Annotated in this window: 14 protein-coding genes; all 14 read right to left on the bottom strand. The window is 37.5% G+C overall.

What is annotated here, in order from left to right:
* Window positions 1-13: 13 nt before the first annotated feature.
* The 14 genes from MKY08_RS07180 to MKY08_RS07115 all read right to left on the bottom strand — a co-directional run bounded on the left by MKY08_RS07180 (window position 14) and on the right by MKY08_RS07115 (window position 13422).
* A complete protein-coding gene (locus tag MKY08_RS07180; RefSeq protein WP_069511782.1) occupies window positions 14-1162 on the bottom strand; it encodes a thiolase family protein in 1149 nt (382 codons plus the stop codon).
* 347 nt (window positions 1163-1509) lie between these two features.
* Window positions 1510-3018: an SH3 domain-containing protein gene (locus MKY08_RS07175; RefSeq protein ID WP_069511784.1), complete on the bottom strand. Its 1509-nt coding sequence runs from the start codon at window positions 3016-3018 to the stop codon at window positions 1510-1512.
* Between the two features lie 939 nt (window positions 3019-3957).
* The gene (locus MKY08_RS07170; protein ID WP_069511786.1) at window positions 3958-4152 is read right to left on the bottom strand and encodes a hypothetical protein; all 195 of its coding nucleotides are present in this window, start codon (window positions 4150-4152) and stop codon (window positions 3958-3960) included.
* A gap of 115 nt (window positions 4153-4267) precedes the next feature.
* Complete coding sequence (gene ndk / locus MKY08_RS07165; protein ID WP_024364284.1) at window positions 4268-4684, bottom strand: nucleoside-diphosphate kinase; 417 nt, start codon at window positions 4682-4684, stop codon at window positions 4268-4270.
* 86 nt (window positions 4685-4770) lie between these two features.
* The gene (hepT, locus tag MKY08_RS07160) at window positions 4771-5745 is read right to left on the bottom strand and encodes a heptaprenyl diphosphate synthase component II (RefSeq protein WP_024364285.1); all 975 of its coding nucleotides are present in this window, start codon (window positions 5743-5745) and stop codon (window positions 4771-4773) included.
* A 19-nt stretch (window positions 5746-5764) separates the two neighbouring features.
* Window positions 5765-6469 carry a demethylmenaquinone methyltransferase gene (locus tag MKY08_RS07155; RefSeq protein WP_024364286.1) on the bottom strand — a complete coding sequence of 235 codons (705 nt, stop codon included), beginning with the start codon at window positions 6467-6469 and terminating at the stop codon, window positions 5765-5767.
* Between the two features lie 16 nt (window positions 6470-6485).
* Window positions 6486-7253: a heptaprenyl diphosphate synthase component 1 gene (locus tag MKY08_RS07150; protein WP_069511788.1), complete on the bottom strand. Its 768-nt coding sequence runs from the start codon at window positions 7251-7253 to the stop codon at window positions 6486-6488.
* 312 nt (window positions 7254-7565) lie between these two features.
* Window positions 7566-7784, bottom strand: a complete 219-nt coding sequence (gene mtrB / locus MKY08_RS07145) for a trp RNA-binding attenuation protein MtrB (RefSeq protein ID WP_069511790.1) — start codon at window positions 7782-7784, stop codon at window positions 7566-7568.
* Between the two features lie 63 nt (window positions 7785-7847).
* A complete protein-coding gene (gene folE, locus MKY08_RS07140) occupies window positions 7848-8417 on the bottom strand; it encodes a GTP cyclohydrolase I FolE (RefSeq protein ID WP_069511792.1) in 570 nt (189 codons plus the stop codon).
* Between the two features lie 460 nt (window positions 8418-8877).
* On the bottom strand, window positions 8878-9150 hold the full coding sequence (locus tag MKY08_RS07135; protein ID WP_004232618.1) for an HU family DNA-binding protein: 273 nt from the start codon (window positions 9148-9150) through the stop codon (window positions 8878-8880).
* A 199-nt stretch (window positions 9151-9349) separates the two neighbouring features.
* Window positions 9350-10828: a stage IV sporulation protein A gene (gene spoIVA, locus MKY08_RS07130; RefSeq protein WP_069511793.1), complete on the bottom strand. Its 1479-nt coding sequence runs from the start codon at window positions 10826-10828 to the stop codon at window positions 9350-9352.
* A 144-nt stretch (window positions 10829-10972) separates the two neighbouring features.
* Window positions 10973-11761 (bottom strand): hypothetical protein, encoded by a 789-nt coding sequence (locus MKY08_RS07125; RefSeq protein WP_069511794.1) that lies wholly within the window; start codon window positions 11759-11761, stop codon window positions 10973-10975.
* A 19-nt stretch (window positions 11762-11780) separates the two neighbouring features.
* Window positions 11781-11990 carry a DUF2768 domain-containing protein gene (locus MKY08_RS07120; protein WP_024364291.1) on the bottom strand — a complete coding sequence of 70 codons (210 nt, stop codon included), beginning with the start codon at window positions 11988-11990 and terminating at the stop codon, window positions 11781-11783.
* 415 nt (window positions 11991-12405) lie between these two features.
* A complete protein-coding gene (locus MKY08_RS07115; protein WP_069511796.1) occupies window positions 12406-13422 on the bottom strand; it encodes an NAD(P)H-dependent glycerol-3-phosphate dehydrogenase in 1017 nt (338 codons plus the stop codon).
* Between the last annotated feature and the right edge of the window lie 48 nt (window positions 13423-13470).

Raw genomic sequence — 13470 nt, 5'->3', positions numbered from 1 at the left:
CCACACAACCCCTTTACATTTTTTCAATAATTGTGGCATTTGCCATGCCCATACCTTCGCATATAGCAATAAGGCCATAGCGTAAATTTTCACGTTGCATCCGATATAACATCGTCGTTAACAACTTCGTACCCGTTGCCCCTAATGGATGTCCTAAAGCAATGGCACCACCATCTGGATTTAGCTTTGCTGGGTCTGCACCGATGTCATGTAACCAAGCAAGTGGCACAGGGGCAAATGCTTCGTTGACCTCATACGTATCTATTTCTTCAATTGTCAGTCCTGCACGTTTCAAGGCTTGTCTTGTAGCCTCGATTGGACCTGTAAGCATAAGCGTCGGATCAGAGCCTACCACAACGCGTGTGACAATTTTTGCAAGCGGTTGAATGCCAAGCTCTTGTGCTTTTTCTAACGACATCAGCACGACAGCCGATGCCCCATCACTCATTTGGCTAGCATTTCCGGCTGTAATAACCCCTTGCTCTTGAAAGACGGTTTTTAAGTCTTTTAATCGTTCTATAGTTGTATCTGCACGCGGTCCTTCATCGACTTCAAATATGGTAACCGTTCCGTCTTCTTGTGTTATATGAACAGGCATAATTTCCTGTTGAAAATGACCTGCCTCAATAGCTGCTAAAGCTCGTCTATGACTTTCATAAGCAAAATGATTTAAATGGTCTTTTGAAAATTGCCATTTTGCCGCCATTTTCTCAGCTGATAGCCCCTGATGAATAATCGTATAATTTTCGTGTAAGCGTTTGCCTTTATGAGCACTCTGCATATTTGAAAACATTGGCACCCTTGTCATACTTTCTACACCACCAGCAATAACAATATCCATATCACCTGCTAAGATAGCTTGTGCGCCAAAATGCACAGCTTGCTGGCTAGAACCGCATTGACGATCAATCGTGACGCCAGGAACTTTCTCTGGGAAGCCTGCCATTAATAACGCTGTGCGGGCAATATTTGCACCTTGCTCACCTGATTGCGTCACACAGCCGAAAATAACATCCTCCACTTGACCTTTGTCAATCCCAGCACGGTTTACTACTTCTTGTAGCACATCTGCTGCTAAATCATCTGCACGTACATCCTTTAAAGCGCCTTTACTACGTCCAACTGCGGTACGAACAGCTGCTACTATTACTACTTCTCTCATATAACTACCCCTTTTCTAAAACGTTTCTGTCATTCCCCTTAATGCATTACGTTTAAGTTTATTTGCTTGCTAGAAAATATATACCGCTTTATGAAACTATTTACTAGCAATAAATTATCTGAATATTATAGCATTTATCCCCAAAAAATTAAAGCTTATAAGGATTGCACTCACAGCCAAAACAGATGGAAAGTTTGTAAATTCATTTGTCTTTCAATAGCTATTTTGTCACTTATCATAGCGCCTTCCATTGTTATGCTTTCTCCAAGGGTGTCAAGAAAGGATTTATTAAACCTAAAAAAGAAAAGATGACTTTTATAGTCACCTTTTCACTTGTAAGTAGCAATTTAGTTATTGAATGTTTGTTCGTAACGGTGGAAGAATGCCACTGTGTGCGCTCTTGCTAGAGAATCATTTGGTTTAAACTCTTCATTTGTTTTAGTAGTTGTTAAACCATTATCACGAAGGAATTTAATAGCTTCTGACTGAGATACAGTCTTACCATAATGCATTGAAGCTAAGATACGAGCGAAGTTACCCCGTGTAATATCCTTCCCTGCAATGGCTTGTTTGGATGCTGTGTTTGCACCTAGAACTGGTAGAGAGTATTTTGTAGCCAATTGGTAGTTTACATCTCCATACCATGAAGTATTAGCTATCGTTGAAGCTAGTTCTGATGGTTTGAAGTAACGGAATAGGATAGATAACATTTGGTTTTCCGTTAAGTTCGTGTACGGTTTAAGTAAGTTTTCGTACTTACCTGTTGATGGGTTTTTCACATTTGGGTATCCACTGATGATACCGATATTGACTGCCCACTTAAAATCCTCAGCCCAATATTGGTTTGCATTGTAATCAGCAAACTTTGATACATCAACATTGCCCGTTGTGGGCGGTGTTACTGGAGGTGTTGGTGTTGAAGCTGAGTAGTTTAAATAACTTGATGCTACATAGCCCTCTGTCCCGTCACTTCTTTTCACAGGATACCAAACAAAATGGTTTTTCTTCGTTGATACTTTTTCATATTCAAAAGGACCCGTAATGGTAACAACTTCACCTTCACGTAAAGTACCCAAAGAAGGACTATCCGTAGTAGGTCTTGTCCTAATTGTTACATTCGTTATTGCACTAACTTTTTGATTTGTTTCAAAAAAATACTTAGATTTTGTTAATGGTAAATCAAAATCATAGTGCAACGTTGAAAATTTAATATTTTCCCTGCTGTTAGAGTCATATTGAAAATGTTCACGTGAAAAAGGCAGCTCTGTTAAGTCTATTAATTCCAATTTATTAATAATTCGGAGTATTCTTTCTTGATAGGCATTGGTATTTCTTTCACCAGTTGCTTGAACAATTGGACTATTTACTGGCTTAGTACCGTTATAAGCCATGATAGCGAAGTACCAATGTTCCAGTACATCTCTTTCTCCACCGTTGATGCTAGGTAAATCCTTTCGCTTAAACATATTATCTAAAGTCTCTACACCAGCTTGAATATTATAGACAATATCGCTTTTTAGTCTATCTTGATTGTAGCCTGCTTGATTTGTAATTTGCATAATGCCAATTCCATTATCAGCTGTCACAATTGCTTCACCATTCTTATCAAAATGACGCCAATTTCCACTTTCACCTTCCGCTATTGCCTTCACAATTTCAGGAGGAACATCATAATTCAGTGCTGTTTCGGTTAACAAACAGTTCATTGTGGAATAATCAGGGTTTACTTTCGATGCCGAATCATACGCACATGTATTTGCAATATTATTAGCTAATACATTTTTATCTATGTTTATAGATAGAGAGAGGGTACCAATGGCAATAACACTAAGCAATGGTTTCAATATCTTTTTCATATATGATCATTACACTTCCTTTCATATTATTTAAAGTTAAAAGATTCATATATATGTTATCATAAACCCAATATTTGAGATAGAGGTAATAGTCATTTTTTCCTTATTTTAACATTAATGAACGATAAATGATAGCTCAAACATATATTGTTTAATTTTAATTCGGTGAAATGTTTGTACATAGTGATTGTTGGATTTTTACTTTTCGTGAAATAGGTAAGCTTCCTAAAGTCCATTGAAACAAGCCCAAGCAAAATCTATCAACTCATACAAGCTCGTTAAATGGCTCTGTAAGTTTGCTACAATTGTTGTAGTAAGCTGGCTGACTCAAAGTTAAAAAAATAGAACTTTGTCACACTCCTTATTACAACCGTGAGCGTTTTTGCTTTGTCGCTTCTTATATTTATTCATTAATCTTATTCATTTAGAAAAAGCACACCAACTTAATGATAGGCTACCGCAATCTCATCATAATTTGTTTTATAACCTCGCACTTTTACGCACCCATTTATTCAACCCCCATGAAAGATGAATTGAGAGAATCTTTGTTTATATGTTTAAATACTGAAGAAATTATTTATCAGGTCGATAACGATAATAATGTTTTAATAAAAAATAAAGATGTTGACCATGCAGTTACACGTTGTTTATAAAAATGGAGTAATGCTTTTCGTTATTCACCCCCCCATGGTTGATTTATCTAAAAGCAATAACACTAATGCTAACTCTTTTCTGTAGCAGCTTCCTTAACGCTTATATTTGCTTAAAACAGCTTTAAACGACCATATAAAGAAGTGTCCTTCACATTTTCAAAACTTGATAAATATTGATCAATTTTTCATTATTAATTTTATGTAGATATTCAACTTCGGTAACCTCAATAAAACGCTTAAAATTATAGTTATAACTATCAATTGTCCTTGGTCTTAATCCACTTAGTCACCATTGTTGATTTAAAATTTTCATTGCATGTCCAATTTTTATATTTCTGCTATCCATATCATCAAAAGAATCAATTTTAACTATTGGGTTATTAGTTTTTTTCACCACTTCTTTTTTTGATTCTTTTTCAGTTTTGATAGTAAATAACTCTAAATCAATGTTTGAATTAACTTTGTTAAAGGATTTAGACAAACAAAAAACCTCCTAACATTTTTTTGTTAGAAGGTAAAAGTCACATCGGAAAATAGATGATTTTATTATTTAGTTCTATCCGTAGTTTTTTTCGCTACTCACAACGAAGATAAAATTAAACTAAATCTTCACCGAAGAATAAGCCGATTTCGCGCTCTGCAGAAGCAAGAGAGTCAGAACCGTGGATGATGTTGTGAGATACAGTTGTAGCGTAGTCACCACGGATTGTACCTGGGTTAGATTCTTCTGGTTTCGTAGCACCCATCATTGTACGTGCAAGTTTAATTACGTTTTCGCCTTCCCATACCATAGCGAATACTGGACCAGAAGTGATGAAGTCTACTAATTCACCGAAGAATGGACGTTCAGCATGCTCAGCATAGTGTTTTTCAGCTAATTCTTGAGGAATTACCATTAATTTAGCGCCTTTTAATACAAAACCGCGACGTTCAAAACGGTCAACGATGTCACCTACTACTTGTCGTTCTACGCCATCAGGCTTAACCATTAAAAAAGTTTTTTCGATTGCCATGTTTAAAACACTCCTTAAATTCGTCTAACAGGTTTTACACCTACCGATAAATATTAACAAAAAATAAGCTTTAGCACAACAAAAAGCTAGAATTTACGCTTGCCCATAAACAAAGCGATGTCACGAAGCTTTTTCTTAATTGGATGTTTTGGTAAAGCATCTATTTCTTGTAAAGCTTTTTTCAAATACTTATCACTCATTTTATTAGCTTGTGTAATTGCGTCAGATTTACGCACATATTGCAACATATTTTGGCGCTCAAGCTCCGTTAATGTCCCTGCAAACACTTTTGCTAAATAAGGTTGCATTTGTGGATCATCTTTTAATAACAAAATCGGCAATGTAATATTACCTTGCAATAAGTCACTACCTGCTGGCTTCCCTAATTCTTTATCTGTCGCCATAATATCTAATACATCATCGATTATTTGAAAGCTCATACCAACAAAGTAGCCAAAGCGTTTCAAATGGCTTACTGTTTTTGCATCAACACCTGCTGCCACTGCACCAATTTCACAGCTTGAAGAAATAAGTAATGCCGTTTTTCGTTTAATACGTCTGAAGTAATCCTTTAAGCCCTGATCCAATCTAAACTTGTCCTCAATTTGTATCACTTCGCCATTGCAAATTTCCACCATTGTACGTGCCAAAATTTGATGAACAAGTGGATCCTCTAGCTTTGTGATGTACTCAAGTGCACGTGCAAAAATAAAATCGCCCGTGTACATTGCTACTCTGTTATTCCATTGGGATTTGACAGTTGGACGTCCTCGTCGCATATCGGAATCATCAATCACATCATCATGCACTAGCGACGCCATGTGAATGAGCTCTAAAGGCACAGCCACATTTTTCATCTTTTCGATATCATAATCGCCAAATTTTGCGCCAAGCAACACAAAAATTGGTCGGATTCGTTTGCCACCAGCTTGTAATAAATGGAGAGAAGCATCGTTAATTAAATGCGAAGACGAATTCACCGCTTTTTCTAATTCTTGTTCGATGATATCAATATCTGACTTCAAATCGGAATAGAGTAGTTTTAACTTCATCTTTTCCACGCTTGAAAACCTTCCCCCATTAACGTACCTTTTTAAAGCCCATATGCATTGCCGCAGCACCGCCACTGTATGCTTTGTACGTTACTTTTTCTAAACCTGCCTGTTCAAACATTGCCGCTAGCTTCTTCATACCTGGGAAATCATTTGCGGATTCCTGTAACCAAGAATACTCTTTATAACTTTTTGCAAAAATTTTACCAAATATCGGCATAATATATTTAAAATAAAAACGGAATAGTTGTCGATAGCCAGGTATTTCTGATTGAGATGTTTCTAAACATACAACCATGCCACCCGGTTTAACAACACGATTCATTTCTTTTAACACTTGTAAATAATCAGGAACATTGCGTAGACCAAAACCAATCGTCACATAATCAAATGTATTGTCTGGAAATGGTAATTCCATTGCATTTCCTTGTATAAGTTCTATTTGCGGGTAAGGCGTTATTTTTTTTTCGCCCACTTGCAGCATGTTATGACTGAAATCCAGTCCCTTTACTTCGCCACTTTCTCCAACTGCCTCAGCTAGTGCAATTGTCCAGTCAGCTGTGCCACAACAAACATCTAGCGCTTTCGATCCAGGCTTGACAGCCATACGCTTCATCGTGTCATTGCGCCAACCTACATGCATTTGGAAGCTAATTACACCATTCATTTTGTCATAGCTTTCAGAAATACTTTCAAATACTTCGTGAACGTGCTCTTCTTTTGATTTAGCCATTTTAGAAAAACCTCTCTTATCCGTTTGTAGAAGCAATCGATGCATCTACACGTGCTTGTAGAGCTTGTTTCACATCACTTTGTAAAAATGATGCTTGTGCTATTACTTGCAACAGCTCTGTTTTTAAGCGGGCAATTTTATCTTGTAAGACGCTATTGAAGGTCGCGCCTGTTTGTAATGCACTTTGTTCCAGCACTTTACTCATCAATGATTTTTGTCCACGTTGATACATAGCCCATTCTCTTTCTAATCGTAAGATCAATAAGCTCTTCTCCATTATTGGAATATACTGATGCAATGCATAGAGCTCAAAAAATTTCGCAATTAAACCTGACTCGATATTGCTAATTGAAGAACACCATTGTTCCACTGTACGCTGTTTTGCCTCATACACTTTTATTTGATGTTCGCAACGTGACACGATACCTTGTGATAAATTCCGAATTAATGCGACATTTCCCGACATTGCTAAAATTTCATAATACCGGCCACTATAAAAATCACCAGCTAAAACGGTTAGCTGCTGTTCTTTTGAAGTGGCATCTAATTCTTTTATATGATCATGTGCCGCTAGCGCTGCATATACAATTCCAACAGTTATTGCAGCTTCTCTTTGCTCTTGTTGCCACTCTTCTCCATTCAAGAAGGGTACTAACAAGTAAAACAGTTGATTTTCATCGAGCACAGGCGCTCCTGTGTATTTTTGCAAAGTTCTATGACGAACATCCATGAAAATCTCTGTTTTTAACTGTGCAATTGAATTTTGAATGTATGTTGCATTCATAGACCTTACTCCATTTCACTTTCAAATACGTTCATCATCAACATGACTTAACGCTTGCTTACTGAGTCATTATAGCATAAGCATCGTTTCGGAATAAAAAGTTTTTGCTTTCACCAACACGAACGGGCAGTAGAACCCTACCAAGGAAAGTACAAGAAAAAAATGGTAGGAAATCTACTTGCCCGTAAAAGTCAGTTTCACCAACACATATTACTTTTTTCATATGCGTTCGGCACATCTGCAGATTATAACTAACCAGTCACCAGCACTGTATGTTGACTCTACCGATGGAAGCTAATTTACATGACTATGCTACTTTTTACCTTCACTTTGGATAATACCATGTGCTGTATGGATTTGTGCTTTGCCACGAATTTTCATGGCAGATGTATGCTCGGTAAATTGAGCAATCATTACTTCCCCTGCATCTAATTTTTCAGAATGATGGAATTTTGTATCTGTACCACGTGTTAAGCCAATTACATGTACACCATCTTCTTCTGCCTGTATTACTATATAATCTTGCGCCATTGTCTGTACACTCCTTAAATCCGACAAATTCTTAGTCCATCATAACATAATTAGACATGCAGTTTAAGACATTTGAATAAATGACAAGACTTCTCTACGTTTTACCTCATCTTGTTCATAAATGCCACGTGCCACTGACGTTACCGTTTTAGATCCAGGCTTTTTCAGTCCACGCATAGTCATACACATATGTTCTGCTTCAATTACGACATAAACCCCTTTAGGAGATAGCATGTCCATAATCGTATCGGCTACTGATGATGTAATTCGTTCTTGTAATTGCGGACGACGTGCAATCGTTTCCACCGCGCGGCCTAATTTACTTAGTCCCGCTACAATGCCGTCGTTTGGTATGTAAGCGACATGTGCTTTGCCGTAAAATGGCACTAGATGATGCTCACACATTGAGTAAAATGGGATATCTTTTACAAGCACTAGTTCTTCATGATCCTCATGGAAAACCGTTTTGAAATAATCTTTCGCATCTTCATGTAAGCCACTAAACATTTCAGCATACATTTTAGCAACTCGTTTTGGTGTATCGAGTAATCCTTCACGATTCACATCTTCGCCCACAGCTTCTAAAATCATTTTCACTGCTTCTTCTATTTTCAATAAATCTACATTCGACATTCGTAAAAACCCTCCTGCGTATCAAAACATTACACATTTCCCTATGCATCGTAGCATATCCAAAAGTTAAGCGCAAAACGACTTACTTGAATTAAAAGAAATTCAACATAACTTCTGTAATTAGGCATTGACTGCCATAATTGTTTCCAAATTTTATATTCAAGTTTGCTCAAAAAGCTCCTTTTAAATTCTATGTATCCTTCTAAAGCGTTTAACTTGATTCAATCTTTGATGGAATGCTTGCTCTAATCAGTTCCTATTTGGCATTTATCCTCGTTTTTAGCGAAAGACGACTTCTGGTGAAGCAAATTATCGTTTTCGTTCATCATGCTATGTATACAAATCTTAGTAAAACGATTTCATGTATTACTGCTAAAAGCCATTTTATAAATTAAGTTAAAAAGAGCAGCCCTCATGCTCGTTTACATGAAGACTGCTCTATGTAACTACTAGACGTGTATTATTTTACAGCATCTTTAAGCGCTTTACCTGGTTTGAAAGCAGGTACCTTGCTAGCAGCGATTTCGATTTCTTTACCAGTTTGTGGATTACGACCTTTACGAGCCGCACGTTCACGTACTTCAAAGTTACCAAAACCAATTAATTGTACTTTGTCACCCTTTGCAAGAGCATCTTGAATTGTATCAAATACAGCTTCAACTGCTTTAGAAGCGTCTTTTTTAGAAAGACCTGCAGCTTCAGCAACAGAGTTTACTAATTCTGTTTTATTCACACCATTCACCTCCTCTCAAAGGGTCATGAACCAATTCTGTAAAAAGAGTAACACATAGAAAACCGCGACGCAACTGTATTCATTCATGATTATAACCAAAAAATGCGTTTTTCACCCAAAAAACAAAAATAACAGGACTTTTCGCATAAATACGAATAGTCCTGCACTATTTTTTTGCTCAGTATTTTCCATTTTATCTCTATAAAATAAATGTCACTAATCCTCTATCACCTTCATTCACCATACGCTCAATTGTTTGGCGCATACGTTTTTTAGCTGTAGGTGGTACTGCATTCATTTTATAGCGTATGCCCTCTTTTAACACTTCATGCAACGGCGTACCGAAAAGTTGTGTTTGCCAAAGTGCCTCACGATCATGTAAATAGGCATGATTTAAATCCTTTAGTAACTGCTGACTGTGGAATTCAGAACCAATAAGTGGCGCAAATTCTGATTCCATATCAACACGTATAATATGATAAGATGGCGCTTTTGCTTTCATACGTACGCCGTAGAAATTATTTTGTTTAATTAGTTCTGGAGCAGTTGGTTCGAATTCTTGCATCATTGGCAATGTTACGCCATAACCACTATTATCTGCTTCAGTAATGGCATCTTTAAAGCGTTTTTGGGCTTCTTTTGCTTCAGCAGCCTCTTTTATAAATAACAACCAATCTCGTTTTGACTCAATCGGCTCATCTAACCATTCATTACAAACTGCTTTATATAATTCACCTTGTAATGACACACGAATAACTGCTGTACCGATTCCTGAATCAACATGCACCACTTCACTTTGATCGATAAAATCAATCGCTTTAAAGGCATCAGAAGCTTGTTGCACGTCTCTAATTTTCATAACAGACGAAAGCACTTCTTCCATCGAATCAATTAATGCCACGTTTAGCGGATGGGTAGCATCAAGGACGTCGAGCCAATCTGGTTTTTCAACCTCAATCGTCCGAATTGGAAACTCAAATAATGCCTCTTGTAAAATATATTGAATATCTGAAGCACGCATTTGATCGATTGAAATCGCAATTACTGGAACATTATAACGTTCAAATAGCTCATTTCGAAGCTGTACCGTTTCTTCTCTTGCGGGCATTTGACAATTTAACACAATGACAAAAGGCTTGCCAATTTCGGTTAATTGCGCAACAATTTCTTCTTCCGCTTTTTCAGCAGCACGGCGGCTGATACCATTAACTGTTCCATCTGTTGTCACAACAATCCCGATATTCGCATGGTCACGAATTACTTTATCTGTACCGATTTTTGCTGCTTCCTGGAAAGGGATCGGCTCCGTATGCCAAGGTGTATGCACGTATTTCGGACCATTTTCATCCTCATAGCCCTTTGTACCATCAATCACATAACCGACGCAATCCGCTAAGCGTATTTGGAATGTCATTTCATCTTCGCCAACCGCAATACGAGTCGCTTGGGCAGGCACAAACTTCGGCTCAGCAGTCATGATAACTGGGCCTGGCGAGCTTTGTGGCAGCTCGTCCTGTGCTCGCATTCTTTCTGTATCATCCACAATATTCGGCAATACTACAGCTTCCATTACTTTTTTTACAAATGTTGATTTACCTACCCGAACTGGACCAACAACACCAATATAAACATCGCCATTTGTGCGCTCTGCAATTTCTTTAAATACTGCTTCACTCAAGGTTTCTGCCTCCTTTATCTACGCTTTTTCACTATATGCGCCCATGCAGATAAATATGAAAATGTATGAGAATTGTTTGAGTGACTGGCACATAAAAAAAATCCCCAATCATTAGACCAACATCTAATGATTGGGGTGAAAAACTTATTTTGATTCAGTAGCTTTGCTTTCTTCTTCTTGCGCTGCTTTAGCTTCTTCCTTAGCTTTTTTGACATCCGCTTGATAGGCATCCATCATATAAGTTGGCTCTCCGTTTTCATCCACAGTATAGGGCACTGAATAAGCTGGAACAACAGGATACTTTTCGACAAGCAATTGACGAATATCATCCCCTGGTTTCACATCTGGCTTGTCTTCTTTTAAAAGTTGGCCTAAATCAATGGAATAATCCACATGCATTTCGCCATCACCAGTCATAAAAATTGGTAATTCAGCACCTGAATACGGACTTTTCACCGTCACTTCTGATTTATAGCCTAATTTTTCAAAGTTAATTTGGTACACATTATCGGCAATTGCACCCTTAGTCGGGATATATTGCGTACCCAATTTTCGAATATTAATCTCTCGCATGCGCTCAGCAGAGTTTAAGTCTACTAATTTAACTTCGGCACTGTTTTCTGGATCCCAAATAATGTATTGATAAATACCGCCCTTTTCATAGGCATTCCCAGGAATTTGAGCAATATATTTTGGCATAAGCTTTTCAAAATCGATTAAATATTTTATATAAATATCTGTATCCATTTCACTGTTTTTAATTGGCACAAGGCCACCAGTCGCTTCACGATATTCATTGACAGCACGTTGTACGGCTGCTAATTGGTCGACATCTGGTACTTGGTTTGCGGCTTTTTCTTCCTCAGGATAGGCACAGCCCCCTAACAATACGGCAATTGCCACTGTTAAAAGAAAAGCATTTAGTTTTTTCATAACACGTTCTTCCTCCTTTTTAAGGCCATGTGGCAATAATAAGTACCATTAAAAATGTTCCAAGTCCAAACAGTATGTATGCTAATAAATTTACGATTGTACGTAAAAAACCATTTGAAATTTTATTGCGGCCTAAATAAATTAAACCAACCGACAAAATCATAAAGCCGATACAATAAAAAGATACCCACATGACATCTAGTGCAGGCATATGTGCTAACGGACCCATTTTAGTCTACCACCTTTCTTCAATGACACGAGACAATCAACGTTTATTATACTATGGGCAACTTCAAAAAAGAAATGGCGCTGTAGCAAAAAAGAAAATAGCATAAAGACTTATTTGAAAATACTATTTTTTTGATATACTAATGAAATTTAAGAAATGCATTACAGAATAAAACAACAGCTGTATTCAACTATATCCCCATGGAAATTATAACATATATTCACTAAATAGAGAGAGGATTATGGACATTTAAAGGACTTTTTACACAGTTTAGTTATGAGTAAAGCACTAAAAATTATATTTCCCTTTTGCCATTCAAATTAAAAAAGGTATCTCACAGTGTGTCTGAGATACCTTTTTTGTGTCCATTTCATGACAAATTCTTGCTGTTTAATAAATTGAACGTTACGGTGATTTAGTGCATCATTTCGTCAATTTCACGCTTTTTCATACGCATCATCAATGCATCAACCGCCACTTTTGGCTCTACATCGTTAAACAATACACCATAAAGTTCTGTTGAAATCGGCATTGCCACATTATATTTTTCCGCCAATTGATAGGCTGCCTTCGTTGTTCGTACGCCTTCCACTACCATTCCCATTTGATCGAGTACTTCTGGCAGTTTCATGCCTTTACCTAACATATTTCCAGCACGCCAATTACGAGAATGCACGCTTGTACATGTTACGATTAAATCACCCATACCTGTCAGTCCCGCAAATGTGAATGGATTTCCGCCCATTTTGACACCTAAGCGCGTAATTTCAGCGAGTCCACGTGTAATTAGTGCCGCTTTTGCATTATCACCATAATTTAGACCGTCTGTAATGCCTGCCGCTAACGCTATCACGTTTTTTAACGCCCCACCCATTTCTACGCCTATAACATCCTCATTCGTATAAACGCGGAAAAATTGATTCATAAACAAATCTTGGACTTTTTCAGCTGCTTCAATATTGGCACAAGCTGCCGTAATCGTTGTCGGATGATGCAATACGACTTCCTCTGCATGACTTGGCCCCGAGAGTACTACAATTTCTTCAATAAATTCAGTTGGCAAGCTTTCAGCCAAAATTTCAGATATACGTTTTAGTGAATCAGGCTCAATTCCCTTTGATACATGGACAAATAATACTTTTCTGTCTAATGTAGCAGTCATCTTTTCACAAACTTCTCGAATAGCCTTCGTTGGCACTGCTACAATTATTGTATTTGAGTGTGCTACTGCCTTTGCAATATCATTCGTTGCATGTAAATTCTCCGGTAAGAGCGTTTCAGGTAAATACTTTTTATTTGTATGCTGTGCATTAATTTCTTCAGCCTGATCTGCTCTATGCGTCCAGACAAGCGTATCGTGTCCATTTTCCGCAAGTACCATTGCTAGTGCCGATCCCCATGAGCCTGCTCCTAGTACACAAACTCGTTCCATTGTTATTCCCCCTTTTAATTCTTACAGGTTAATCGCGAAAAGACCATA

The organism is Lysinibacillus sp. FSL M8-0337 (assembly GCF_038593855.1).
GTDB lineage: Bacteria > Bacillota > Bacilli > Bacillales_A > Planococcaceae > Lysinibacillus > Lysinibacillus sphaericus_D.
This window is presented reverse-complemented; position numbering and strand designations above follow the sequence as displayed.

Excerpts from the sequence above, each read along its gene's own strand:
- MKY08_RS07180 (WP_069511782.1), bottom strand. The coding sequence starts at position 1,162 with ATGAGAGAAGTAGTAATAGTAGCAGCTGTTCGTACCGCAGTTGGACGT.
- MKY08_RS07175 (WP_069511784.1), bottom strand. The coding sequence starts at position 3,018 with ATGAAAAAGATATTGAAACCATTGCTTAGTGTTATTGCCATTGGTACC.
- ndk (WP_024364284.1), bottom strand. The coding sequence starts at position 4,684 with ATGGCAATCGAAAAAACTTTTTTAATGGTTAAGCCTGATGGCGTAGAA.
- MKY08_RS07155 (WP_024364286.1), bottom strand. The coding sequence starts at position 6,469 with ATGGCTAAATCAAAAGAAGAGCACGTTCACGAAGTATTTGAAAGTATT.
- MKY08_RS07150 (WP_069511788.1), bottom strand. The coding sequence starts at position 7,253 with ATGAATGCAACATACATTCAAAATTCAATTGCACAGTTAAAAACAGAG.
- mtrB (WP_069511790.1), bottom strand. The coding sequence starts at position 7,784 with ATGGCGCAAGATTATATAGTAATACAGGCAGAAGAAGATGGTGTACAT.
- folE (WP_069511792.1), bottom strand. The coding sequence starts at position 8,417 with ATGTCGAATGTAGATTTATTGAAAATAGAAGAAGCAGTGAAAATGATT.
- MKY08_RS07125 (WP_069511794.1), bottom strand. The coding sequence starts at position 11,761 with ATGAAAAAACTAAATGCTTTTCTTTTAACAGTGGCAATTGCCGTATTG.
- MKY08_RS07120 (WP_024364291.1), bottom strand. The coding sequence starts at position 11,990 with ATGGGTCCGTTAGCACATATGCCTGCACTAGATGTCATGTGGGTATCT.
- MKY08_RS07115 (WP_069511796.1), bottom strand. The coding sequence starts at position 13,422 with ATGGAACGAGTTTGTGTACTAGGAGCAGGCTCATGGGGATCGGCACTA.